This is a genomic window from Thalassospira lohafexi, assembly GCF_002844275.1.
Classification (GTDB): Bacteria; Pseudomonadota; Alphaproteobacteria; order Rhodospirillales; family Thalassospiraceae; genus Thalassospira; species Thalassospira lohafexi.
In genome coordinates this window covers 504,906-529,595 of the sequence record NZ_NXGX01000002.1, presented here as the reverse complement: position 1 = coordinate 529,595, position 24,690 = coordinate 504,906, and the positions used below count along the sequence as shown (strand labels likewise).

Annotated in this window: 19 protein-coding genes and 1 tRNA gene; 13 read left to right on the top strand and 7 right to left on the bottom strand. The window is 52.1% G+C overall.

Features of this window, described 5'->3' with window-relative positions; translation table 11 throughout:
* Window positions 1–3: 3 nt before the first annotated feature.
* The 4 genes from COO92_RS06265 to COO92_RS06250 form a co-directional block, all read right to left on the bottom strand.
* Window positions 4–891: a carbohydrate ABC transporter permease gene (locus COO92_RS06265; RefSeq protein WP_022732421.1), complete on the bottom strand. Its 888-nt coding sequence runs from the start codon at window positions 889–891 to the stop codon at window positions 4–6.
* Window positions 884–1,792: a carbohydrate ABC transporter permease gene (locus COO92_RS06260; RefSeq protein WP_022732420.1), complete on the bottom strand. Its 909-nt coding sequence runs from the start codon at window positions 1,790–1,792 to the stop codon at window positions 884–886. Before COO92_RS06260 ends, COO92_RS06265 begins: the two co-directional genes overlap by 8 nt.
* 97 nt (window positions 1,793–1,889) lie before the next feature.
* Entirely contained in the window at window positions 1,890–3,152 is a 1,263-nt protein-coding gene (locus COO92_RS06255; RefSeq protein ID WP_101300673.1) for an ABC transporter substrate-binding protein, read from the bottom strand.
* A gap of 392 nt (window positions 3,153–3,544) precedes the next feature.
* Window positions 3,545–4,825: an ABC transporter substrate-binding protein gene (locus tag COO92_RS06250; RefSeq protein ID WP_101300671.1), complete on the bottom strand. Its 1,281-nt coding sequence runs from the start codon at window positions 4,823–4,825 to the stop codon at window positions 3,545–3,547.
* A 585-nt stretch (window positions 4,826–5,410) separates the two neighbouring features.
* Here COO92_RS06250 and COO92_RS06245 point away from each other — a divergent pair.
* The gene (locus COO92_RS06245) at window positions 5,411–5,575 is read left to right on the top strand and encodes a DUF1127 domain-containing protein (RefSeq protein WP_022732417.1); all 165 of its coding nucleotides are present in this window, start codon (window positions 5,411–5,413) and stop codon (window positions 5,573–5,575) included.
* A 304-nt stretch (window positions 5,576–5,879) separates the two neighbouring features.
* Here COO92_RS06245 and COO92_RS06235 read toward each other — a convergent pair whose 3' ends face one another.
* Window positions 5,880–7,454, bottom strand: a complete 1,575-nt coding sequence (locus COO92_RS06235) for a cryptochrome/photolyase family protein (RefSeq protein WP_101300966.1) — start codon at window positions 7,452–7,454, stop codon at window positions 5,880–5,882.
* Window positions 7,455–7,720: 266 nt separating this feature from the next.
* Between COO92_RS06235 and bfr (COO92_RS06230) the strand changes: the two genes are divergently transcribed.
* From bfr (COO92_RS06230) to COO92_RS06210, 5 genes are all read left to right on the top strand, one after another.
* A complete protein-coding gene (gene bfr, locus COO92_RS06230; RefSeq protein WP_101300667.1) occupies window positions 7,721–8,197 on the top strand; it encodes a bacterioferritin in 477 nt (158 codons plus the stop codon).
* 20 nt (window positions 8,198–8,217) lie between these two features.
* Window positions 8,218–8,709, top strand: a complete 492-nt coding sequence (gene bfr, locus COO92_RS06225; RefSeq protein WP_022732415.1) for a bacterioferritin — start codon at window positions 8,218–8,220, stop codon at window positions 8,707–8,709.
* Between the two features lie 184 nt (window positions 8,710–8,893).
* Window positions 8,894–11,392, top strand: coding sequence for a heavy metal translocating P-type ATPase (locus tag COO92_RS06220; RefSeq protein WP_101300665.1), 2,499 nt, complete (start codon window positions 8,894–8,896; stop codon window positions 11,390–11,392).
* Window positions 11,389–11,772 (top strand): Cu(I)-responsive transcriptional regulator, encoded by a 384-nt coding sequence (gene cueR / locus COO92_RS06215; protein WP_022732413.1) that lies wholly within the window; start codon window positions 11,389–11,391, stop codon window positions 11,770–11,772. The genes COO92_RS06220 and cueR overlap by 4 nt, the downstream gene beginning before the upstream one ends.
* 33 nt (window positions 11,773–11,805) lie before the next feature.
* Complete coding sequence (locus COO92_RS06210) at window positions 11,806–12,285, top strand: c-type cytochrome (protein ID WP_101300664.1); 480 nt, start codon at window positions 11,806–11,808, stop codon at window positions 12,283–12,285.
* A gap of 97 nt (window positions 12,286–12,382) precedes the next feature.
* Here COO92_RS06210 and COO92_RS06205 read toward each other — a convergent pair whose 3' ends face one another.
* Both COO92_RS06205 and COO92_RS06200 read right to left on the bottom strand, forming a co-directional pair.
* Complete coding sequence (locus tag COO92_RS06205) at window positions 12,383–13,495, bottom strand: PAS domain-containing sensor histidine kinase (protein WP_022732411.1); 1,113 nt, start codon at window positions 13,493–13,495, stop codon at window positions 12,383–12,385.
* A gap of 38 nt (window positions 13,496–13,533) precedes the next feature.
* Entirely contained in the window at window positions 13,534–14,784 is a 1,251-nt protein-coding gene (locus tag COO92_RS06200) for a D-amino acid dehydrogenase (protein WP_101300662.1), read from the bottom strand.
* A gap of 230 nt (window positions 14,785–15,014) precedes the next feature.
* Between COO92_RS06200 and COO92_RS06195 the strand changes: the two genes are divergently transcribed.
* From COO92_RS06195 to lon, 7 genes are all read left to right on the top strand, one after another.
* Window positions 15,015–16,472 (top strand): NAD(P)H-hydrate dehydratase, encoded by a 1,458-nt coding sequence (locus tag COO92_RS06195; RefSeq protein ID WP_101300660.1) that lies wholly within the window; start codon window positions 15,015–15,017, stop codon window positions 16,470–16,472.
* A 189-nt stretch (window positions 16,473–16,661) separates the two neighbouring features.
* On the top strand, window positions 16,662–18,068 hold the full coding sequence (locus COO92_RS06190) for a malonyl-CoA decarboxylase (RefSeq protein ID WP_101300964.1): 1,407 nt from the start codon (window positions 16,662–16,664) through the stop codon (window positions 18,066–18,068).
* 167 nt (window positions 18,069–18,235) lie between these two features.
* A tRNA-Leu gene (locus tag COO92_RS06185) sits at window positions 18,236–18,320 on the top strand.
* Between the two features lie 115 nt (window positions 18,321–18,435).
* The gene (gene tig, locus COO92_RS06180; protein ID WP_022732407.1) at window positions 18,436–19,878 is read left to right on the top strand and encodes a trigger factor; all 1,443 of its coding nucleotides are present in this window, start codon (window positions 18,436–18,438) and stop codon (window positions 19,876–19,878) included.
* A gap of 60 nt (window positions 19,879–19,938) precedes the next feature.
* Window positions 19,939–20,568, top strand: coding sequence for an ATP-dependent Clp endopeptidase proteolytic subunit ClpP (gene clpP / locus COO92_RS06175; RefSeq protein WP_022732406.1), 630 nt, complete (start codon window positions 19,939–19,941; stop codon window positions 20,566–20,568).
* 300 nt (window positions 20,569–20,868) lie between these two features.
* Complete coding sequence (gene clpX / locus COO92_RS06170) at window positions 20,869–22,134, top strand: ATP-dependent Clp protease ATP-binding subunit ClpX (RefSeq protein ID WP_022732405.1); 1,266 nt, start codon at window positions 20,869–20,871, stop codon at window positions 22,132–22,134.
* A 131-nt stretch (window positions 22,135–22,265) separates the two neighbouring features.
* A complete protein-coding gene (gene lon / locus COO92_RS06165; protein WP_101300658.1) occupies window positions 22,266–24,677 on the top strand; it encodes an endopeptidase La in 2,412 nt (803 codons plus the stop codon).
* The last annotated feature ends 13 nt before the right edge of the window (window positions 24,678–24,690 follow it).

Sequence of the window (24,690 nt, the reverse complement as noted above, 5' to 3'; positions counted from 1 at the left end):
TGCTTATCCCTTCACCGAACCAGCGGTCAGGCCGCGGACGAAGTATTTGCCTGCCAGAACATAAACCAGCAACGTCGGAAGACCCGTCAGCAGGGCTGCGGCCATATCAACGTTGTATTGCTTTACGCCGGTAGTGGTGTTGACGATATTGTTGAGTGCGACAGTCATTGGTGCGTTTGCGCCAGAGGCGAATGAGGCACCAAACAGGAAGTCATTCCAGATCTGGGTGAACTGCCAGATGACCGAAACCACGATGATCGGGGTCGAGATCGGCAGAATGATACGCCAGAAAATGGTGAAGAAACCCGCACCATCAATGGTGGCTGCTTTAACCAGTTCGTCGGGGATCGAAACATAGTAGTTCCGGAAGAACAGGGTGGTAAAGCACAGGCCGTAAACGACGTGGACCAACACAAGGCCCGGGGTCGAACTGGCAAGACCAAGCTTGCCAAGAACCTGCGACATTGGCAGCAGAACGACCTGAAACGGAATGAAGCAGCCAAACAGCAGAAGGGCAAAGACGATGTTCGCACCCTTGAACCGGAATTTGGTCAGCGCATAGCCATTGATCGCACCAAGGAAGGTCGAAATCAGAACAGCGGGAACCGCCATTTTGACCGAGTTCCAGAAATAGATTTTGATACCCGTACATTCCACGCCGACACATGCCTCGTTCCAGGCATAGTTCCAGGCATCAAATGTGATGACACGCGGAAGTGAAATCAGGGAGCCTTCGCGAATTTCGTCAAGCGACTTCAATGAAGTTGAAATCATGACAATCAGCGGGAAGAGGTAGTAGATCGCAAACAGGATCAAAACGAGATACAGCAACCCGCGCAGTACGACGTTTTTCCAGCCTGCGTCTTGGCTATAGGTCTGAATATCAGCCATTTTTCTTGCCTCCGCGCAGTTCGGAATACAGGTACGGCACAATGATCGCCATAACGGTTGCCAACATCATCATCGCACTGGCCGCGCCAATACCAAGCTGGTTGCGCTGGAATGCCATGGTGTACATGAAGGTTGCCGGAAGATCGGATGAATAGCCCGGGCCGCCACCGGTAAGGGCGATGACCAAATCAAAGCTTTTGACGGCCAGATGGGCCAGAACGACAATCGCGCTCAGGAAGACCGGGCGAATTGACGGAATGATAATGCCGAAATAGATGCGGGGCAGGCTGGCACCGTCCATGTAGGCTGCGCGAATGATGTCTTGATCAACGCCGCGCAATGCCGCAAGGAACATTGCCATGACAAAGCCCGATGCTTGCCAGACGGCTGCAATTACAACGGTGTAAATCGCCATGTCTGAATTTACCAGCCAGTCGAACTTGAAGCTCTCCCAGCCAAGGTTATGCATCATGCTTTCAAGACCAAGGCCCGGATTAAGTAGCCATTTCCAGACAGTACCCGTCACAATGAACGACAGGGCCATCGGATAGAGAAAGATCGTGCGAAGAGCGCCTTCGGCGCGAATACGCTGATCGAGAAGAACTGCCAAAAGGCACCCGATAAACAGGCAGGTCACAATAAACAGACCGCCAAATATAAACAGGTTTTCAATGGCAACATGCCAGCGTTCCATCTGCCACAGACGTTCGTATTGCCGCAAGCCTGCCCAATCCCAAACGGGAAGCATGCGCGACTTGGAAAACGCCATATAGCCGGTCCACAGGATAAACCCGTAAACGAAAAACAGGGACGCAGCAAAGGACGGTGCAACCACGATCTTGGAAAGATGACGTTGGATGCTGGCCGCCAGGTTGCTTTCGGTGCTTTGAGAAGCCCCCATACCCTTTGCCTCAAAAGTTAAAGTAGTGGGAAGCAGGCCCCGGAAAACCGGAGCCTGCGCGCTATTCAGACAGAAATACTGTTCTGATCAGATGAGATTAGTCTTTGGCCAATTCAACAGCTTCGACAAGACGTGAGACAGCTTCGTCAGACGTCATGTCGGAGTTGAAATGTGCTGTCACGACGTCAACGATGGCACCCGAAAGGTGACCGCGAAGCGCCATGCCATGTGCCATCGACGGCAGGAAGCCGCCAGCATCCTGAGCAGACTTGAGGTCAGCTTCGGATTTTTTCGCACAATCATCAAACTTGTCCATCGGAACGCCAAGACGTGCCGGGATCGAACCTTTGAGAAGGTTGAAGGTTTCCTGGAATTTTTCACCAACAATCAGCTCAGCAAGCAGTTTCTGACCAGCGATTTTGTCGTCGCCCGAAACGTTGAACATTGCAAAGCTGTCGGTGTTGAACAGGTAACCATTTTCTGACGGGGTCGGTGCGCAAAGGAAGTCTTTGCCCGGGACTTTACCAGCAGCAAGGAATTCGCCTTTGGCCCAGTCACCCATGATCTGCATGGCGGCATCGCCATTCATGACCATTGCGGTTGCAAGGTTCCAGTCACGACCCGGGAAGTCAGCATCGACATACCCGCGGATTTTGCGCATCTGGTCAAACACCGCTTTCATGGTGTCGGAATTCAGTGCGTCGTCGTCCAGATCAACCAGTGCTTCCTGATAGAATTCCGGGCCGCCAAGGCCAAGAACAACGGTTTCAAAGATGGTTGCGTCCTGCCAAGGCTGACCACCATGGGCAACCGGCGTAATGCCAGCAGCCTGCAGTTTGTCAGCAAGGGCATTGAACTCGTCCCAAGTGGTCGGAACCGTATCAGCACCGACTTTCGCCAGAAGGGTCGGGTTTGCCCAGATCCAGTCAACGCGGTGGATGTTCACCGGAACAGCAACATAGTCGCCTTCGTACTTCATGACGTCCTGGATTGCTGCCGGAATGACATCATCCCAATTTTCGGCTGCGGCAACGTCGTTGAGATCAGCAAGTGCGCCTTCTTCGGCCCATTCCTGGATCGCCGGACCTTTAAGCTGCACAGCAGCCGGTGCATCACCCGACAGAACGCGCGAACGCAGAACAGTCATGGCTGCATCGCCAGCACCACCAGCGACCGGGCTATCGACCCATTTGCCGCCTTTGGCTTGAAAATCTTCTTTAAGAGCTGCGACAGCTTTTGCTTCGCCGCCCGAAGTCCACCAATGCAGGACTTCAGCGGTTGGCTCGGCATGAGCAAAGCTGGCAGTTGCGAGAGCTGATAACGCCACACCTGTGGCGAGGATGGTTTTGCGCAGATACATTATATGTTTCCTCCCTGGCTTTAAACCAATTACAGCGACAACATGCTGCGAGAGGCGATCTATTGCATCCACAAAACTGTAACAGGGCGTTTCCAGAATGCGAACTGAAACAAAGTGTTACAAAAATAACATGATAAATGCTGATAATACACCAGCAGGCGATTATTTTTATCCACCACATCGGAATGACAGTTGTTCCGCATGGGAATAATTGTTGGTGGACTGGCCTCGAACCTGTGCGCCTTTGTCCGAAGTGGGTAGGTGCAAGTTTATCAAGCTACCAAGTTATCAAATTTTTTTTGTATGAAAGATCGGAAATTCTGTGTTGCTGAAATATGGAAATGACCCGTTGCACACGCATTGAAGCTGACATGCAACGGGTCCGTCCTGTTTTAGTCGCGTGCAAGGTTGATATTTTCAAGCAGCTTGGCGACAGCACTTTCTGATGCCATGTCTGAATTGAAATGTGACGTGACTGTATCGACGATCGCCCCGGTCAATGCACCAGGCAATGCCATATCGACCCCAACTGATGGCAAGAACCCATCAGACACCTGAGAATCCTGCATGTCTTTTTCCGATTGCAGGGCGCACTCGTCGAAATCGTCCATCGGCACCCCAAGGCGGGCAGGGATGGAACCTTTGAGAAGGTTAAAGGTCTCTTGGAACTTTTCGCCAACGATCAGTTCGGCCAAAAGTTTCTGACCCGCAATTTTGTCGTCGCCCGAAACGTCAAACATTGCAAAGCTGTCGGTGTTAAACAGATAGCCATCGTTTGATGGTGTTGCTTCACACAGGAAATCCTTGCCCGGTTCTTTGCCAGCAGCAAGGAATTCGCCTTTGGCCCAGTCCCCCATGATCTGCATGGCCGCCTTGCCATTCATCACCATGGCCGTCGCAAGGTTCCAGTCTCGACCGGAAAAGTCGGCGTCTACGAAACCGCGCAGGGTGCGCATTTGATCGAACACCTTTTTCATCGTGTCCGATTTCAGGGCATCTTCATCAAGGTCGATCAATGCCTTTTGATAAAAGTCGGTGCCACCAATTCCCAGAACGACGTTCTCGAAAAGAATAGTTTCCTGCCAGGGCTGACCACCAATTGCGAGTGGGATGACACCTTTCGCCTGAAGTTTTTCGGCCACGGTGTTGAATTCGTCCCATGATTTGGGAACTTCCGTTGCTCCGACACTGGCAAGAAGTTTGGGATTTGCCCAGATCATGTCTGTCCGGTGAATGTTCACCGGTACTGCAACATAATGGCCGTCATACTGCATCAATGTTTGCAATCGTTTGGGCAGGACATCGTTCCAGTGTTCTTTTTCTGCGACCTCATCAAGGTTCGCCAATGCGCCCTGATCCGCCCATTCTTGAATGGCAGGACTTTTAAGTTGTACGGCTGTTGGGGCGTCTCCTGAAAGAACCCGTGACCGCAAAACGGTCATTGCGGCGGATCCGCCACCACCGGCAACCGGGCTGTCGATCCATTTTCCACCGTGATCTTCAAAGTCCTTTTTGAGTGCCGCTGCAGCCTTGGCTTCCCCACCGGACGTCCAGTAGTGCAGAACCTCAACTGTTGGTTCTGCTTGTGCGGCGGTTAGGTTCAGGAGCAAAGCGGGCAGACAGATCGCTGCGCGTAAGGCAAGGCGTTTTGAAAATTTATATGTGCGGTTCATTTTTTCCTCCCGGAATTTTTTATTTTGACCGGAGGACCTTAACAAGCAGATCAGAATGTTTGCACTTACAGAACTGTAACGAATTACGTCTAAGGGGCAAATTGAAACAAATTGTTACCAAAAAATGTTAGCGCTAACATGGTCTGTATCTCTTTGTTTTCCTCAATAAATTGATGTCGCTGTGTAAATGTTTCAGCTCTAATATATGGACTGTGAAGTGGGTGTCTTTCTAGCATCAGCGCGGAAAATTAATGCAGATTATATGGTGTTAGGGGGAGAGAAGAAATCGTTAGGCAATAGCGAAATTGTTGCGTTGCGGTGTAGTTTGGCCATGTGTGGCTGTTACCAATGTCGCGCGAAAAACATGGCTATTAGTCCAAAGCTTAACGGTAAGTTCCAGCGATACGCTGCTATCTGTGAATTTTTGGAATAGATGATATGCAAACTTAGGTAATTGAGGATCGAAAGAGTTTTGGGCATATTGCATCGCAGAAGTTGACGAGCAGAACGCGCCAACAAATACAGAAGCTCAAAACGATCAGGCTTTAGGCCGCGTTCTTTTTTAGTAACCCAAGGAGGTTCAACATGATCTTATCTAGTATTTTTGTTGCTGTTCGCCGTTGGGCCTATGCTCGCTCTGTTGCGAATGAACTTTACGGTCTTGATAAACGCGACCTTGATGATGTCGGGATTTCCCCATGGCAGATCCGAGACGTTGCACGTAAGGCAGCTCGCGACGCGATTGCATAACGCCAGCGATATATAGGCGCCCTTTCAATAAGGGAATGCCATGCGAAAGCCGGACATCTGTCCGGCTTTTTGTGTTTCTGGAGGTGTGTTTGGGGCGGGGACTTAAGAGCCCAAACCGATCTGCACGCCGTGCACACACAGAAATTTGGGCCATTCGCAAGAATGACACCTTCCGCGATCAAGCCCGCCAAATTGTTGATCAGCGCGGCAGTCGTACCATCAAATAACGCAGACCCGCCAGTGGTCGTGATACGTCAGATACGCAGATTCCCTTTGATTTCTGACATGTTTCGAAAAGTACCCTTCATAACAAGGTGGGTTGTTCCGGACGTTTGATCAGCTTGCCGCCATCAAGCTGGCGCAGGAAAATATCAGCCTGCGTGATCAGATCGCGTTTCGTATCATCTTTCATTCGGGCCCAGTTGCGATAGGGCATGCCAAGGCGCGGGTTTTTACCAAGTTTATCGGCATTACGATCAAGGAAGTGCCAATACAGCGCATTAAACGGACAAGCATCCGGACCAGTGTTCTTGCGCGGTGAAAACTGGCATTCAGCGCAATAATCCGACATTCGGTCGATATATTTACCACTGGCGGCATAGGGTTTTGATGCCATGACCCCGCCATCAGCATAAAGCGCCATGCCGAATGTATTGGGCAACTCGACCCATTCAAACGCATCAATGTAAACGCCAAGATACCAGTCGCAGACCTCTTTGGGGTCAAGTCCAGTCAGCAATGCAAAATTACCAATGACCATAAGGCGTTGGATATGATGACCATAGGCGTTTTCAAGAGTCTCACCAATCGCCTGATGCAGGCAGTTCATCGGCACATCCCCAGTCCAGAAAAAATCAGGAAGGGGTCGTTCTGCCTTGAAATAATTGTCTTTTCCGTAATCTGGCCCCACGAACCAATACAGCCCGCGAACATATTCCCGCCAGCCCAGAATTTGGCGAATAAATCCTTCAACTGCGTTTAAGGGGGCCATGCCGTCATAATAGGCCCGTTCGGCCGCGCGACAGACTTCATCGGGTAACAATAGGCCAACATTGATATAGGGGCTGATCAGGGAATGATAAACGGTGGGACTTTTAACCGTCATCGCATCCTGATAATCGCCAAACTTGGGCAGTCGATGGGTGATGAAATGATCAAGTGCTTCCAGTGCATCTTGTCGCGTTACCGCCCAGCCAAATGTATCCACCGTACCAATCGCGTCTGGAAAATCGTCGGTCACTGTCGCCAGAAGTTTCTGGGTAAGATCGTTTGGCGAAAACGATTTTGGGGCAGGGGGCGTGACATCGTCGGGCAGACGTTTGCGATTGTCGTGATCAAAATTCCACTGACCGCCGACGGGCGTACCATCGGGTTCCATCAGAATTCCGGTGTCACGTCGCAAGCCGCGATAGAAATATTCCATCCGCAATTCTTTTCTGCCCTCGGCAAAGTCTGCAAAGGCAGACAACGGAGCAAAGAAACGGTCATCAGGGCGAATGGTCAGTGAGACATTGGCTTCTTGTGGCCATCGATCAATCTCGCGCCGGACCCGCCATTCGCCGGGTTCGGTAATGATCACGGACGATATATCGTGCTTGGACACCGCCAATTGCAGCGCATCGGTGAAACTGTCTGTTGGGTGATGTGTGTAATCAAAATATTCGACAGTGAAGCCTTGTTCGCGCAACTCGGCGGCAAAATGGCGCATGGCCGATAGGACCAGGACAATCTTTTGACGATGATGCGCAACATAGCGTGCCTCGCACCGTGGTTCGGCCATGACAATCAGGTCATGATCGGGATTGGCATCAGACAGGCTCGACAGGGATCGGCTCAGCTGATCGCCAAGTACGAAACGGATGGTGCTATAATGGGACATTATATTCGGCATCACTTGGTTGCATAACAGTTACGACTCGTACGAACCAAAACCACCAAAAGATCGAAATTCGTTGGAAATTTCGCTAAGCGATTTGCATTCTCATGTGGCAGTGTGCGAATGATTTTTACTAAACCGAGATTGAAACCGGATTTTGGGAAAAACGCCTAAATTATTGATAATGGTAATCAAAGGCGTGGTTTTCCCTTGAAACAAGGGTGTATGGTTACCAATATCTGGTCAGCCGAACCATCAGGAGAGCCACGATGAAAGGTGATCCCAAGATCATCACGTATCTTAATCGCATTTTGACCAGCCAGTTGACTGCGATTAACCAGTATTTCCTGCATGCCCGTATGCTCCGTGACTGGGGTGTCGAAGAAATGGGCGAGTATGAATACAAGCTCTCGATCCAGGAAATGAAACGCGCCGATGATACCATCGAGCGCATTCTGTTCCTCGAAGGGCTGCCCAATCTTCAGAACCTCAATAAACTCATGATTGGTGAGAATGTTGAGGAAATCGTCACCTGCGACATGAAGTTTGAATTGGCATCCTTGCCGCTGCTACGCGAAGCAATCACGGCCTGTGAAACCGCCGAGGATTTTATAACCCGCGACCTGCTGGTTAAATTCCTTGAAGCACAGGAAGAGCATGTCGATTGGCTTGAGACCGAGCAGTGGCAGCTTGAGAACATTGGAATGCAGAATTACATCCAGAGCCGTTCGGGCGACGGCGATTAATCAGATCAGGAGCTTACGCCATGAAGGGCAGTAAAAAGGTTATCGCCGCGCTAAACAAACAGCTTACAGCTGAATTGTCGGCAGCCGATCAATATAATACCCACGCAGAAATGTATGCTGATTGGGGTCTGCACGCACTTTATGAACGCATGCATCATGAAAAGGACGAAGAGCTTGAACACGCAAAGCGTTTGATCGAGCGTATTTTGTTCCTTGAAGGTGTGCCAGATACCGCATCACGTGAGCCGATCAAGATTGGCAAAACCGTGCCCGAGATGATGAAAAATGATCTCGAACACGAGTATCATGTGATCAATCTTCTCAAAAAGGCGATCAAGGTTGCCGAAGCAGAAGACGATTTCCAGACCCGGAACATGCTGACCGTGCTGCTTGATGATAGCGAGGAAGACCATGCATATTGGATCGAACAGCAAATTCGCCTGATCGATATGATGGGTCTGCCAAACTACATCCAGTTCAAAGCCGCAGGTGAACCAACCCCGCAGGGGTAAGGCTTGATACGTTAAGATCAAAAAGGCCCCGATGCAGTGTTGCATTTCGGGGCCTTTTTGTTTGTGGCGACCTTGCTTTGGCATTTGGTTTGCGGCTGTTTGATTTTCCTGCTTGACCTTCCAGTTGCTGGAAGGTCTATCGTCGCCTATATCAGACATGAAACCACGTTAAGGGTTCAGGAAAATGAATAGCCGGACAAAAGCAAAAGACGCCGCGATCAACGATCCTGCGTCAGACGCGAAAACACCACAAAGCCCAAGCGCCAACAGCCGCGACGTGAACCTTGAAATCACCGGTATGAGTTGTGCCGGATGTGCCGGACGGGTGGAAAAGTCGGTTGGTGGACTTGAGGGGGTCACAAGCGTTGATGTCAATCTTGCCCTCAATACCGCACATGTCGCCTTTGATGGCGACAAAGTGGATGTGCGGCGCATTGCGCAGGCGGTCGCGGATGCCGGTTATTCCGTCGCCGAAGAAACCTGGTCCTATGACATTGATGGCATGACCTGTGCCAACTGTGCCGGTCGTGTGGAAAAGGCATTGGCCGCATTGCCCGGTGTGACAGAGGCCACTGTGAACTTTGCTCTTGAGCAGGCCAGCATCACCGCACTTCCCGGTCAGATGAGTGACGACATCGCCATTCGTTCGGTCGAAGGCGCCGGGTATCATGCGACATCACGGAATAAATCATCTGCAAACGACAATAATGATAGCGAAACCGCGGCGCGGTCAGACAAACCGGTTGACCGGTCGTTGCTGTTGCTGGGCGCGTCGGTAGTTCTGACCGCACCGCTGGTGCTTCAGATGGTCTGGATGTATCTCGGCGTTGAATATCATTTACCTGCGTGGGTTGAACTTGCCTTGGCAACACCGGTTCAGTTCCTGATCGGGTGGCGGTTTTATCGCGGGGCGTTTGCCGCATTACGCCATCGCAGTGCCAATATGGACGTTCTCGTCGCATTGGGCACGTCATCGGCTTATTTCCTGAGCCTGTACAACATGATTGTCGCCCAGAGTGGCCAATCACATCTGTATTTTGAGGCGTCTGCCGCCATCATTACCCTGATCCTTGGCGGTAAGATCATGGAAGATCGCGCCAAACGCGGGGCATCTGCCGCCATTCGCGAATTGATGGCATTGCGTCCGCGCCGTGCCCGTAAAATCGTCGATGGCAAGGATATTGATGTTGCCATCGACGAACTGAAGGTTGGCGATATCGTGCGGGTATTGCCCGGTGAACGTTTGCCTGTTGATGGCATTGTTGACGCGGGCGAAAGCGAACTTGATGAAAGCCTGATCACCGGTGAAACACGCCCGGTTGCACGCGTGGGCGGGGATGAGGTTGTCGGTGGGGCGGTCAATGGCACCGGACGGATTGATATCAAGGTCAGTGCTGTTGGCGATGACACCACGTTGTCGCGCATCATTCGCTTGGTAGAAAAGGCACAAACTGGCAAGGCACCCGTTCAAAAACTGGTGGATAGGGTTTCTGCTGTCTTTGTCCCCGTCGTCATCGTTATTGCGCTTGTGACGCTGGCTGGTTGGTTGTTCGCCGGTTTCGGGATGGAAGAATCCATCGTGGCCGCTGTGTCAGTGCTGGTGATTGCGTGCCCTTGTGCGCTTGGTCTGGCAACACCAACGGCGCTGGTTGCCGGTACGGGCAGTGCAGCGCGTGCGGGTATTCTGATCCGCAATTTTGATGCGCTTGAACAGGCTCATAACATTGATACCGTCATCTTTGATAAAACCGGCACCCTGACCGAAGGCAGCCCGACGGTGCGCGATGTCAAACCTGTTGACGGTGTTGATCAAAATGATCTTTTGCGTCTTGCCGCTGCGGTTCAGGCGGCCAGCGAACATCCATTGGCCCGTGCTGTGGTGTCGATTGCTCGTGATAAGGGGATGGATATCCCAGATGTGATCGAGTTCCGGGGCAAAACCGGTGCTGGCGTGATGGCAACGGTCGAAGGCAAATCTGTTGTCATCGGAACGGACACCATGTTGCGCGATCAATCAGTTTCCATGCCGGATGCCGATGCCATTTCGGCTGATATTTCGCAACATGAGGCGCGTGGGCGAACTGTCATCCTGATCGCGATTGATGGCAAATATGGCGGTTTTATAACCCTTGAAGACCGCATTCGCGAAAGTGCCAAACAGACGATTGCCGACCTTAAGGCGCGCGGGATTAACAGCATCATGCTGTCAGGTGACAGTCAGGAAGTTGCAAGCTATGTCACCGAACAACTTGGTCTTGAACGCGGTGAAGGGCGTATTCGTCCGCAGGACAAGGCGCTGGCAGTTGAAAAACTGCGTAAAGAAGGCCGTCATGTCGCCATGGTTGGCGACGGGATCAATGATGCACCAGCGTTGGCCGCAGCGGATGTCGGTATTGCTATGGGCGGGGGAACCGATGTTGCCATGGAAACGGCTGGCATTACACTGATGCGTTCCGATCCAGCGTTGGTGGCCGACGCCATTGATATTTCAATCGCAACCCGTCGCAAAATTGCCCAGAACCTGTTTTGGGCCTTTGCCTATAACGTCATCGGTGTTCCTTTGGCTGCCTTTGGTGTGCTGAGCCCGGCGATTGCCGGGGCGGCTATGGCACTTAGTTCCGTATCGGTTGTCAGTAACTCTGTGATGCTGCGACGCTGGAAAGCGCGGGGGGCACAAAAATGAATATTTCCGACGCTGCAAGTGCCTGCGGGTTGCCCGCCAAAACCATCCGGTATTACGAAGATATCGGTCTGGTGACGCCGGGACGTCTTGCCAATGGTTATCGCGATTATGGTGAGGATGATTTGCACAAGTTGCGCTTTTTACAGCGTGCACGCGGGCTTGGGTTCTCGGTTGAGGATTGCCGCGTGTTGTTGTCGCTGTATGAAGACCGCAACCGCGCGTCATCGGACGTCAAAAACATCGCAAAAACCCATCTGGCGGAAATCGAACGCAAGATTGCTGAGCTGCAAAGCCTGCAAAAGACATTGTCTCATCTGGTGCATGCCTGTCATGGGGATGATCGCCCGCATTGCCCCATCATCAATGATCTCGCCAGTTAAAAACGCGCGATATAAACAAAGAGAGAGTTCACAGTGAAAGATAAAGGCGTTTTCGTCATCGGCGGGGTGGTTGGTGCCGCCATTGTTTATGGCATCATCACTTTCTTCGGGCCGGGGGCTGGTGGAGATCAATCCGTTGAACTTCGCCCGGATGATTTGAAGTTGGTCGCACTTGGCAAGAAAGTCTATGACGCCAATTGTGCGTCGTGCCACGGTCGGCAATTCGAAGGACAGGACAACTGGCGTGAACGCGATGCCAACGGATTGCTACCTGCACCACCTCATGATGAAACCGGACATACGTGGCATCATCCTGATGCGGTGCTGTTTGCTCTAACCAAATATGGGCCATCGGTCATGGCCGGGGAGGATTATCAGTCGGCGATGCCCGGGTTTGAGGATGTCCTAACGGATGAGGAAATTCTGGCCAGCCTTTCTTACGTCAAAAGCCGTTGGCCCGCCGAAATCAGGCAACGCCACGATCAAATAAACCTTTCTGCCAAGCAGCAATAAGCCAGACCAGAGGCCAACAGACAGCAAAGCCCGCATCAGAGCCAAAGTGCTCCGTTGCGGGCTTTGCGTGTTTTGGGTCGGTCTATTCAGGCGGTGATCAGAGACGGGGCAGGGTAATGCCCACAGTCGTTCCCTTGCCAAGCGCACTTTCGATGCTCATGCGGCCACCATGCAGTTCGACCAGAAGCTTTGCCAGCGGCAAACCAAGACCGGTCCCTGTGCTTTCCTTAACTCCGGAAGGATGAAGCTGTGCAAACCGCGCAAAGGCGCGCGGGATGTCATTTGGGCTCATGCCCACACCAGTATCTGCGATGGAAATCGTGATGTCCTTGTCCGTCTGGGCAAGTTCAACGGTTATGACACCGCCGTCGGGGGTGAATTTTGCCGCGTTGCTCAGGATGTTGATCAGGATTTGCTTGATCTTGAGCTTGTCACAGCGCATCGGAACTGGTGTTTCGGCAATATTGAAGTGCAGGCTGTGCTGGTGGCGGGAAATATCTTCACGTGCAAGCTTTGTGGCTTCTTTGATGACGCACACAAGGTCTTCGTCGTTTAACTGCAACGTCATGGACCCTGCCGACAGCTTGGAAACATCAAGAACGTTGTTGACCAGTTCCAGCAGGTGCTTGCCAGCCTCAAAAACATCGCGTCCACAATCACGGTATCCGTCGGTAATATCGCCAAGCACACCTTCGGCAATCAGTTCGGAATTGCCGATAATTGCATTCAGCGGTGTGCGCAACTCATGGCCCATATTGGCGATAAAGTCGGATTTTGACGCATTGGCATCGGACTGATTGCGGTTTTGTTCCATCAGGCTGCGTTCGGCCTGTTTTTGACGGTCATTTTCAAGAAGTGTCATCAAGACAGCCGTGCGGGTCTCATTGTTCTGGAAGTATTCCAGCGGCGCAATCGACAGGTCACAGACGTGGCTGTCGTTATTTGCGCTGACCAGCACAATGTCACCGCGCCAGGACCGCCCGGATGCGAAAACATCTTCAATGTCGTTCAGAAGGCCTTTGGACAGGAAGCCGGCGGTGGTGCCCAGCATGCGTTCCTTGGAAACGCCAATCATCCGTGCAATGGCTTCGTTACATTGCAGGACCTTTCCGTTGCGGTCACAAATGATCGCGGCATACGGAAGGGCGTTAAGAACGACCTGATCTGCCAATGGTACGGTATGCGTGCCAATCGGTGTATTGCTGGTCATGTCGTCCCCTGATCCCATCATTCGTCAGTAACGCCCGTTCAAAAACGTTCGATACCTAACCCCGTTAGTGGAATGTCTGGGCGTTTGCGGCTTATCAGGTCGGCGATTGCCTTGCCTGATCCACAACTCATTGTCCAACCCAACGTCCCATGCCCCGTATTTAGAAATAGATTACCATATTTTGTGCTCCCAAGAATAGGGGCAGAATCCGGGGTAACCGGGCGCAGGCCTGACCAAAACTCAATTTTGGACCGATCTCCGGAATTCGGGAATAATTCGAATGCTTTATCAACAATCAACTGTTTGCGACGTTCGGACATCCGCAGGGAATATCCATCCAGTTCGGCTGTTCCCGCCACGCGAAGCCGGTTGCCAAGGCGCGCATAAACCATTTTCACACTGTCATCAATCAGGGCGGTTTGCGGAGCACCATCATGCCCGGTGGTGTCGATGCTGATGGAGTAGCCCTTACAGGGATATATCGGAAGATGGATACCAAGGGGTTTGGTCAAAAACGGGCTGTAACTGCCCAAGCAGACGGCAAAGGCATCGCCGGAAATCTTCCCTTGATCGGTGCGCACAGACGTAACGCGCCCCTGATCATGGTCAAGGCCCGTGATCGTGGTGCCAAATTTGAAAATTGCGCCACGTTCGATACATTTTTCTGCCAGAAGGCTGGTGAATTTTTGCGCGTCCCCGCTTTCATCGTCGGGGGTAAAGCTGCCGCCGATGATGCGGGCCTTGCTGTGACGCAAGGTTGGTTCAATTTCGTAACATTCTTCGGCACTGACCACGCGCCGGTTCAGACCAAAGTCACGCATTTGCGCGGTGGCTGTCTCAACCGCGGTTAATTCATCGTCATCACGGCATATGTGCAGGATGCCCTGTTGGCGGTGATCATAGTCAAGACCGGTATCCTCGCGCAGTTGCCTTAGGCAGTCACGGCTGTAGACCGCAACCCTCAACGCCTTTTCAAGGTTTTCTTTTGCCCGTGCATCGGTGCAATTGCGCAGGAAACGAAGCCCCCAGGCAAACAGCTTTGGGTCAAAGCGCATCCGAAACAAAAGGGGTGCTTCTTCGCGGCCCAGCCATTTCAGGATTTGTTTGGGAGTGCTTGAATTGGCCCAGGGTGTTGCATGACAGGCCGAAATTTGCCCGCCATTGGCAAAGCTGGTTTCCTGTGCGCTGGCATGTTGGCGGTCTATGACAGTAACCTGATGGCCATTTTCCAAAAGATACCAGGCCGCCGTCGTCCCAATGACGCCAGCGCCCAAAACGACAACATGCATGCCGGAAAAGCCTCGTTGTGAATTCTCGCGTATGCGGGCCGATCAGACCAAAACACCGATGCAAATGATCGTAACTGTCTTAACTGTCTGACTCGCGAAATCGTTTGCAATATACTGAGCCGAAAAACAAATGGCTACCGATGTCTGTTGCTGATTTACAGTCGGTGCTTAGGTTGACTGAGCAGAGGATGTTGATAGGGAATGTTGGTAGGGAATTTTGAGGGTGAAAAATGTTTGAAATTCTAACAACCGACCAGATGTATGACGCTGACCGAAAGACGATTGACGGTGGCATTCCCGGTGATGTCCTGATGGAAAATGCCGGGCGGACGGTGTTTGAGGAAATCATACGCCATTGGTCACCCAGATCAGTTTCGGTTCTGTGTGGTCCGGGCAATAACGGTGGTGATGGTTTTGTCATTGCCAGATTGCTGCGTGACGAAGGCTGGTCAGTACGGCTTGGGTTACTGGGTGAGATTGAACACCTTGGCGGTGATGCAGCCTTTCATGCCAAACAGTGGGACGGTGCAACCGAACGCTTGTCACCGGCATTGGTGGTTGGTGCGGATCTGATTGTTGATTGTATTTTTGGCGCGGGGCTGGCGCGTGACATTACCGGCGACGTTGCCGACCTTGTTGCATCGGTCAATGACAGCATATCTGTGGTGGTTTCGGTCGATGTGCCAAGCGGTGTTGACGGAAACAGCGGCTGCATTATGGGGTGTGCGATCAAGGCGGATCTGACGGTGACATTCTGTCGGGCCAAGCCGGGGCACTATTTGTTGCCGGGACGGCAGCTGTGCGGTGAACTTGCCATCCGTGATATTGGCATTTCCGATCAGGTGGTGTCGGAAATCCGTCCGACATGCTGGCGCAATGATCCGGTGTTGTGGCGGGCTGGTATTCGCTGGCCGGGGCTTGATGGTCATAAATATCATCGTGGCCATTTGCTGGCTTTTGGCGGGACCATGATGACGGGTGCGACACGACTTGTCGCGCGCGCCGCACGGCGTTCGGGCGTTGGGTTGTTGACCATTGTTTCCGATGCGTCTGTATTGCCGGTCTATGCCGCCGATGCCCCGGGCACTATGACGGCATCCATTTCCGGGCTTGAAGCCCTTTTGAACGACTGTCGGCATAATGCTTTTGTTGTTGGGCCGGGCTACGGGGTTGGTGACAGTACGCGCAGTCTGGTGTTGCAGCTTTTGCATCTTTGCCGATCAACCGTTTTGGATGCGGACGCGCTGACCAGTTTCTCCGACGATCCATCCACATTATGTTTTGCCGTTCAGGGACCAACGGTTGTGACGCCGCATGAAGGCGAATTTACACGCCTGTTTCCCGATATTGACGGCGATAAGCTGGCCCGTGCGCGTGCGGCGGCCAAGCGCAGTGGTGCCACGGTCCTGATAAAAGGGGCGGACACCGTTATTGCGGCCCCGGATGGACGTGCCGCCATCAGTGCGGTTGATGCCCCATGGTTGGCAACAGCCGGGTCGGGGGATGTTTTGGCCGGGGTGATTGCAGGGCTTATGGCACAAGGCATGGAGATGTTTGATGCGGCCTGCATGGGTGTTTGGTTGCACGGGCGCAGTGGCACGGACATCGGGCCGGGTTTGATTGCCGAGGACATCCCCGATCATTTGCCGGTGATCTTGCGCGAATTGTGGCTGGCATCGCGCAAATAGCTTTTACTTAGCCTTTGCGTGGTCATTTCGATGACATCTTTGTTGCGATGCTGGACGCAGAACAAAACAACACCGATATATCAGGACATCAAGCATGACGAAGCGATGCGTATCTTGTTGTTGTCATGCCAGATTTTGAAATTGCCGGCGCAGTACAATATTTCTCCCAACAGAGCGTTGGAGGCCATCATGTCGCAAACATTTCTCGACAGAACACTTGATAATTTGCGTGGTGCGTGGCGTGAACTGCGTGACAGTTCGGTCGTACGCAGTTTGGGACGCGACGAAAACCAGAGCCGTCAGGAACACTGGCGTCGGCAGATTGCTGATTGTCTTGCCGGGCGCGGTGGGGCGGTGTCGGCACGGGGGCGGGCGGCCGCCCTTGGTCATGATTTCTTGCGTCTTGATGACGATGGCAAGCGGGCGTTCTTGCATTTGCTGGTCAATGAATTTGGGATTGATCGTGACCGGGTTGCGGCCATCATGACAGATTGGGATATGGCCGATGATCTGGCGGAAAGGGCGTTGCTCGAATCTGAACTGCGCGATGCGCTTGTGCCGCCATTTCGATCAATTCTTAAGGAATTCAATTCATTACCGCAGGGGGTGAAGTTTCTGGTTGATCTGCGCGGTGATCTTTTGCGGTGGCGCAAAGAAGCCCCCGGACTGGCAATGTTGGAACGTGATCTCAAGACCTTGCTGGCGGGATGGTTTGATATCGGGTTTCTTGAACTCGAACGGATTACGTGGAATTCACCCGCGTCGCTTTTGGAAAAACTGATTGCCTATGAAGCCGTTCATGCCATTCAAAGCTGGGATGATCTGAAACGTCGGCTTGCACCCGACCGGCGTTGCTTTGCCTTTTTCCATCCGGGAATGCCAGATGAGCCTTTGATCTTCGTCGAGGTTGCCTTGGTCAACGGAATTGCCGGAAACATCGACAAGCTTATTCAAGCCGACGATGATGATGAAGGTCATGATGGCGATGACGCGGGATCAGTCGAGCGGGCTGATACAGCAATTTTCTATTCCATTTCCAATGCGCAGGCCGGTTTGGCCGGGATCAGCTTTGGTGATTTCCTGATCAAGCGGGTGGTAAGCCAACTACAACGCGATTTGCCGCATCTAAAACAGTTTTGCACCTTGTCCCCCATACCGGGGCTGCGGACATGGATGGATCGTCAGCTTAATGCCATGGCAAAGGGTGCGGAAACAGGCTTACCGAAGGTTATCGAAGCGGCATTAAACGATTGTGATGAATTGATGGGGCCAAAACCACCTGCACAAAGCCCTGATGCGGTGGGGGAACGCACCAAAACCAATATCGAGTTTCTGACTGCATGGTATCTTTTGAATGCCAAACGACCAGAAACCGGGTCGGCATTTGATCCAGTCGCACATTTCCATCTCAGCAATGGCGCACGCATCGAGCGTTTAAACTGGAACGGTAATGGTAAGCCGGACGGCTGGGTGCAGTCATTTGGTATGATGGTCAATTATCTTTATCACCTGCCGATGATCGAAAAAAATCATGAAAACTATGTCGGGCAGGGCGAAATCGCTGTTTCAAGCAGTGTGAAGCGCCATTTGCGTTAGTTTCATGACATAACGAAGCCAGCAGAACCGCAAGGTTTTGGGGTGTTGAAGCGGTTTAATTGAAGCCAGAACGCAAATGTCGAAAGGCGATGCTTGCATGAGGTCAGCGAAGTTTGTATTAAGGCGCACTCATGCCGGTTCGTCCGGCGTGTTTGGTATGCTTGTGTGCGGGCGTGGCGGAATTGGTAGACGCGCCAGGTTTAGGTCCTGGTGAAGCAATTCGTGGGGGTTCGAGTCCCTTCGCCCGTACCACTCTGCAGACCATACATTTGGACCAGATTACATATTCGTTTAGTCATTTTGACTTTCTGACGTCCGGACTGCGTCGCGTAACGGACATTATTCGAACCAAGCAAAAGAGTTATCTATGCAGGTTACTGAAACCAAAAACGAAGGCCTGGCGCGCGAGTTCAAAGTCGTGGTGCCAGCCGCACTTATCGAAGAAAAAGTCGTCGCCAAGCTTGACGAGATCAAAGACCAGGTTCGCCTTCCAGGATTCCGTCCGGGCAAAATCCCGGCGAAACTCCTGCGTCAGCGCTACGGTCAATCGGTCATGGGCGAAGTTCTTGAAGCCACTGTGAACGAAAACACAGGCAAAGTTCTTAACGACAATGACCTGCGCCCGGCCGTTCAGCCGAAAATCGAAGTAACCAAATTCGATGAAGGCGGGGATCTTGAGTTCGACATTGCTGTTGAAGTCATCCCGGCGATCGAAGCCATGGACTTCAAAAAGCTGAAGCTGACCCGCGAAGTCGTTGAACTCGACGATGCCAAAGTCAATGAAACGCTTGAGCGTATTGCAGCGGCACAGGGCACCACTGCTCCGTTGGCGCGCAAACGCAAATCGAAAACCGGTGATGTTGTCGTTATCGACTTCCTCGGCAAAATCGATGGCGAAGCATTCGAAGGCGGCAAAGCCGAAGCCTACGAACTTGAGCTGGGTTCCGGCTCGTTCATCGAAGGTTTCGAAGAGCAGCTTACCGGTGTTAACGCAGACGACGAACTCGTCGTTAAAGTTAAATTCCCGGAAGAATACGGTGCTGCTGAACTTGCCGGCAAAGATGCCGAGTTCGACGTAACCGTCAAAGAAATCAAAGAAAAGAAACCGGCTGAGCTGGATGATGAACTGGCCAAAAAACTCGGTCAGGACAGCTTTGAGGCGCTCAAAGACGCAATCCGCAAGGATTACGGTCGTGAGTACGAATCGGTCGCGCGTCAGAAAATGAAGCGCGAACTGCTTGACGCGCTGGCTGAGAACCACAAGTTCGAACTGCCGACCTCCTTGGTCGACAACGAACTCGAAGGTATCATTGGTCAGATCAAACAGGCCCGTGAAGCTGGACAGGAAGACGACGAAACCAAAGGCAAGTCCGAAGAAGAGCTGACCGCCGAGTTCCGCGAAATCGCAGAACGCCGCGTTCTTCTTGGTCTGCTTCTGGCTGAAGTTGGTCGTAACAACGACATTCAGGTTACTCAGGAAGACGTCAACAAGGTTCTCGTTGCCGAAGCCCAGAAATATCCGGGTCAGGAACAGCAGGTTATTGAATTCTACAAAAATAACCCGCAGGCCTTGCAGGCGCTTCAGGGCCCTGTATATGAAGACAAGGTCGTTGATTTCATCGTTGAGCTTGCCAAGGTTGAAGAAAAGACCGTTACCGTTGAAGAGCTTCTGAAGCCTGAAGAGGAAGAAGAAGCTCCGAAGAAAAAATCGGCTGCCAAAAAGGCACCGGCGAAAAAGGACGCAGAGAAAAAGGCTCCGGCCAAGAAAGCTGCTGCCAAGAAGCCGGCTGCTAAAAAGAAAGCTGACTAATCGGAAGTGAATACATCCTTACCGGAATCGGTTTGGGATCATGCAGGAGGATTGCAGTTGATGATTGAAGAACGGATGAACTCGCTCGTACCGATGGTGGTTGAACAGACCAGCCGTGGTGAACGGGCCTATGACATCTTTTCGCGTTTGCTCAAGGAGCGGATCGTCTTCATCAACGGTCAGGTTCATGACGGCATGTCGTCGTTGATCTGCGCGCAGCTCCTGCATCTCGAATCGGAAAATCCTGATAAGGATATTTCGCTCTATATCAACTCTCCGGGCGGTGTTGTGACTTCTGGTCTCGCCATCTATGACACCATGCAGTACATCCGTTGTGATGTCTCTACGGTGTGCATGGGGCAGGCGGCTTCCATGGGCTCACTGTTGTTGATGGCCGGTGCAAAAGGTAAGCGTTATTGCCTGCCAAATGCACGTGTCATGATCCACCAGCCGTCTGGCGGCTTCCAGGGGCAGGCATCGGACATCGAAATCCATGCCCGCGAAATTCTGGCACTGCGTCAGCGTCTTAACGAGATCTATGTCGAACATACCGGCCGCGATCTCAAGACGATCGAAGATGCGATGGAGCGTGATAACTTCCTGACCCCCGATCAGGCCAAGGAATTTGGTCTGATTGACGAGGTGGTCACGTCGCGTCCGAAGACGGAAAGCGCCGAAAAGAAAGACTGATCGTCTGATAACGGTCGGTGAAAACGCCCCGGTCGTTGGCCGGGGCGTTTTTTTATGACTTGCCTCATGGCAGTTTTAAGTCATAGACAAGAGGGTGCGTGGCTTTTTGGCCGTTGATTGGAACTTGCGGGTTACTCAAACGTTTGGGTGATTAGAGTAAGGGGTTTCGCAACCACAATGGCGATCCCATATCAATCAAGTAGCCAAATGGCCGAAAAGCGCAGATTAAACGTTGAGATCGGTATCGTTTACCGGCTAACATGGCGATAAAAGATAACGTCAAACGTAATTGGGGTTTGTATGAGCAAATCGAATAGCGGGGACTCCAAGAACACTCTGTACTGTTCTTTCTGTGGAAAGAGCCAGCACGAGGTTCGCAAGCTCATCGCCGGTCCAACCGTATTCATCTGTGATGAATGCGTAGAGCTTTGCATGGACATCATCCGCGAAGAGCACAAAACCCATCTCGTCAAATCGGCTGACGGGGTGCCTTCTCCGCAAGAGATTTGCAAGGTCCTTGATGACTATGTCATTGGTCAGGGCCATGCGAAAAAAGTTCTCTCGGTCGCGGTTCACAACCATTACAAGCGTCTGCATCACGCCAGCAAGAACGAAGATATCGAACTGGCAAAATCCAACATCATGCTGGTAGGTCCGACCGGTTGCGGTAAAACGCTTCTGGCCCAGACCTTGGCACGGATTCTTGATGTTCCCTTCACCATGGCGGATGCCACGACACTGACCGAAGCCGGTTATGTCGGTGAAGACGTCGAGAACATCATTCTTAAGCTGTTGCAGGCTGCAGACTACAACGTCGAACGCGCCCAGCGCGGCATCGTCTATATTGACGAAGTCGACAAAATCTCGCGCAAGTCGGACAATCCGTCGATTACGCGTGATGTTTCGGGCGAAGGCGTCCAGCAAGCATTGCTGAAGATCATGGAAGGCACTGTTGCCTCTGTGCCGCCGCAGGGTGGCCGGAAACATCCGCAACAGGAATTCCTCCAGGTCGACACGACCAACATCCTGTTCATCGTAGGTGGCGCATTTGCGGGCCTTGATAAGGTGATCTCGCAGCGTGGCAAGGGCAGCGCAATTGGCTTTGGTGCCGATGTTCGTAGCCCTGAAGAGCGGCGCACGGGTGATGTCTTGCGCGGTGTCGAGCCGGAAGATCTTTTGAAATTCGGTCTTATCCCGGAATTCATTGGTCGTCTGCCGGTTTTGGCAACGCTTGAAGATCTCGACGATGATGCTTTGGTCCAGATCCTGACCGAGCCGAAAAATGCGTTGATCAAGCAGTATGAGCGTCTGTTCGATATGGAAGACGTTAAACTGACCTTCCAGACCGATGCGCTCAAAGCAATTGCCGAGAAGGCGATTCAACGTAAAACCGGTGCACGTGGCTTGCGGTCGATCATGGAAGGCATCTTGCTTGATACCATGTTCGACTTGCCAACCCTCGAAAGTGTCGAGGAAATCGTCATCAGCGCTGATGTTGTCGAAGGAAAAGCAAAACCATTGCTGATCCATGCGGAACGTCAAGAAGGTGTCGAGCACTCTGCCTGATATCAATTTCCCGCACCGGCAACCTATTGCGGTGCGGGAATTTCAGATTATCTTCTGAATGTTCGCGTTGCTGGCGGGGCCTAAAGCAGGACCGCAGCAACGTTTTGGCTCAGATTAGGGAATAGAACATAATGGTCGAATTAGCGCGTGGCGAAATATATCCGGTGCTGCCGTTGCGCGACATTGTCGTGTTCCCGCACATGATTGTCCCCCTGTTTGTGGGACGTGAAAAGTCTGTGCGTGCGCTCGAAGATGTCATGCGCGAAGACAAGCAGATCCTGCTTGTCACACAGAAAGACGCCGGTCTTGATGATCCGGCAGTCGAAGATCTCTATGAAGTTGGTACTGTTGCAACTGTTCTGCAGCTTCTCAAGCTGCCGGATGGTACGGTAAAGGTATTGGTCGAAGGCGGTAAACGCGCCGAAATTTCGGGATACGTTGATAATCCGGAATTCTTCCAGGCCCATGCCGGTGTGCGTGAGGATACTGACGAAGACGACAGCGAACTCGAGGCCCTTGCCCGTTCTGTGGTCACACAGTTCGAACAGTACATCAAACTCAACAAGAAAATTCCGCCAGAAGTCCTGGTTTCGGTCAATCAGATCGAAGAACCGGCGAAGCTTGCTGACACGGTTGCATCGCACCTGTCGCTTAAGATTTCCGAAAAACAGGAACTTCTGGAAACCGCCCTTGTTGGTGACCGTCTGGAACGTATTTTCGGGTTCATGGAATCCGAAATCGGTGTGCTGCAGGTCGAAAAGAAGATCCGCAATCGCGTCAAACGCCAGATGGAAAAAACCCAGCGCGAATACTATTTGAATGAGCAACTTAAAGCCATTCAGAAAGAACTGGGCGAGGGTGAAGACGGCAAGGATGAAGCTTCTGAACTCGAAGAGAAGCTGAACAAAGCCAAAATGCCCAAAGAGGCAAAGGAAAAGGCCGAAGCCGAACTCAAGAAACTGCGCAATATGAGCCCGATGTCGGCAGAAGCCACCGTGGTGCGCAACTATCTTGACTGGATGGTGTCTATTCCATGGAACAAGCGTTCGCGCGTGTCGCACGACCTGAAAAAGGCTAAAAAGGTTCTGGATAAGGATCATTTTGGTCTGGAAAAGGTCAAGGAACGCATCCTTGAGTATTTAGCGGTTCAGGCACGAACCAAAAAAGTCAAAGGCCCGATCCTGTGTCTTGTTGGTCCTCCCGGCGTTGGTAAAACCTCGCTTGGTAAATCAATGGCCAATGCGACCGGTCGCAGCTTTGTGCGGATGTCGCTTGGTGGCGTACGTGATGAGTCTGAAATCCGCGGTCACCGCCGGACCTATATCGGGTCCATGCCGGGCAAGATCGTGCAGGGCATGAAAAAAGCCAAATATTCGAACCCGCTTTTCCTTCTTGATGAGATTGAAAAAATGGGATCGGATTTCCGTGGCGATCCTGCGTCGGCATTGCTTGAGGTGCTCGATCCCGAACAGAACTCGACCTTTAATGATCACTACCTTGAAGTCGATTACGATCTTTCTGATGTCATGTTCGTCACCACGGCGAACTCGCTTCGGATGCAGCAGCCGCTGTTGGATCGTATGGAGGTCATTCGTCTTTCGGGGTATACCGAGGACGAGAAGGTCGAAATTGCCAAACGTCACTTGATCCCCAAACAGGTCAAAGATAACGGCTTGAAAAAGGATGAGTGGAGCATTTCGGACGACGCGTTGCGTGATCTGATCCGTTACTACACCCGCGAAGCCGGGGTGCGTAGTCTTGAACGTGAACTTGCCCGTCTTGCCCGTAAGGCGACCAAGCGGATTTTGCTCGAAAGCATCAAATCTGTGCGTGTAACGCCGCGGACCCTTGGTAAATATGCCGGGATCCGTAAGTTCCGCTATGGCGCAACCGAGGGTGAAGATCAGGTCGGTGTTGTTACCGGTCTTGCCTATACCGAATTTGGCGGCGATCTGTTGCAGATTGAATCGGTCACTGTACCGGGCAAAGGCAACATGAAAACCACCGGTAAGCTTGGTGAGGTCATGACTGAATCGATTCAGGCCGCAACATCGTTCGTGCGCTCGCGTGCCGTAGACTTTGGCATCAAGCCGACCCTTTTCCAGAAACGTGACATTCACGTTCACGTTCCTGAGGGCGCAACACCAAAAGACGGTCCGTCCGCTGGTGTTGGCATGGTGACGTCGGTTGTTTCGGTTCTAACAGGAAATCCGGTGCGCAAAGATGTCGCTATGACAGGCGAGGTCACCTTGCGTGGTCGTGTTCTTCCGATTGGTGGTTTGAAAGAAAAACTTCTGGCCGCATTGCGCGGCGGGGTGAAAGTTGTCCTGATCCCGCAGGAAAACGAAAAGGATCTCGAAGAGATTCCCGATAACGTCAAACGCGGTATGGAAATCATTCCGGTGTCGCATGTCGACGAGGTTCTCAGCCACGCACTGGTCAATCCGCTGGTGCCGATTGAATGGGAAGAGGGTGTCGATGACGTTGTCGTCAAATCCAAAGACGACGAAGAATCGGATGTTGGTGGTGTGACCACGCATTAACAAACGCCCGAAC

Bases quoted from the DNA above. Each gene is read 5' to 3' on its own strand.
- COO92_RS06265 (WP_022732421.1), bottom strand. From the start codon at position 891: ATGGCTGATATTCAGACCTATAGCCAAGACGCAGGCTGGAAAAACGTC.
- COO92_RS06260 (WP_022732420.1), bottom strand. From the start codon at position 1,792: ATGGGGGCTTCTCAAAGCACCGAAAGCAACCTGGCGGCCAGCATCCAA.
- COO92_RS06255 (WP_101300673.1), bottom strand. From the start codon at position 3,152: ATGTATCTGCGCAAAACCATCCTCGCCACAGGTGTGGCGTTATCAGCT.
- COO92_RS06250 (WP_101300671.1), bottom strand. From the start codon at position 4,825: ATGAACCGCACATATAAATTTTCAAAACGCCTTGCCTTACGCGCAGCG.
- COO92_RS06245 (WP_022732417.1), top strand. From the start codon at position 5,411: ATGATCTTATCTAGTATTTTTGTTGCTGTTCGCCGTTGGGCCTATGCT.
- COO92_RS06235 (WP_101300966.1), bottom strand. From the start codon at position 7,454: ATGTCCCATTATAGCACCATCCGTTTCGTACTTGGCGATCAGCTGAGC.
- bfr (WP_101300667.1), top strand. From the start codon at position 7,721: ATGAAAGGTGATCCCAAGATCATCACGTATCTTAATCGCATTTTGACC.
- bfr (WP_022732415.1), top strand. From the start codon at position 8,218: ATGAAGGGCAGTAAAAAGGTTATCGCCGCGCTAAACAAACAGCTTACA.
- COO92_RS06220 (WP_101300665.1), top strand. From the start codon at position 8,894: ATGAATAGCCGGACAAAAGCAAAAGACGCCGCGATCAACGATCCTGCG.
- cueR (WP_022732413.1), top strand. From the start codon at position 11,389: ATGAATATTTCCGACGCTGCAAGTGCCTGCGGGTTGCCCGCCAAAACC.
- COO92_RS06205 (WP_022732411.1), bottom strand. From the start codon at position 13,495: ATGACCAGCAATACACCGATTGGCACGCATACCGTACCATTGGCAGAT.
- COO92_RS06200 (WP_101300662.1), bottom strand. From the start codon at position 14,784: ATGCATGTTGTCGTTTTGGGCGCTGGCGTCATTGGGACGACGGCGGCC.
- COO92_RS06195 (WP_101300660.1), top strand. From the start codon at position 15,015: ATGTTTGAAATTCTAACAACCGACCAGATGTATGACGCTGACCGAAAG.
- COO92_RS06190 (WP_101300964.1), top strand. From the start codon at position 16,662: ATGTCGCAAACATTTCTCGACAGAACACTTGATAATTTGCGTGGTGCG.
- tig (WP_022732407.1), top strand. From the start codon at position 18,436: ATGCAGGTTACTGAAACCAAAAACGAAGGCCTGGCGCGCGAGTTCAAA.
- clpP (WP_022732406.1), top strand. From the start codon at position 19,939: ATGATTGAAGAACGGATGAACTCGCTCGTACCGATGGTGGTTGAACAG.
- clpX (WP_022732405.1), top strand. From the start codon at position 20,869: ATGAGCAAATCGAATAGCGGGGACTCCAAGAACACTCTGTACTGTTCT.
- lon (WP_101300658.1), top strand. From the start codon at position 22,266: ATGGTCGAATTAGCGCGTGGCGAAATATATCCGGTGCTGCCGTTGCGC.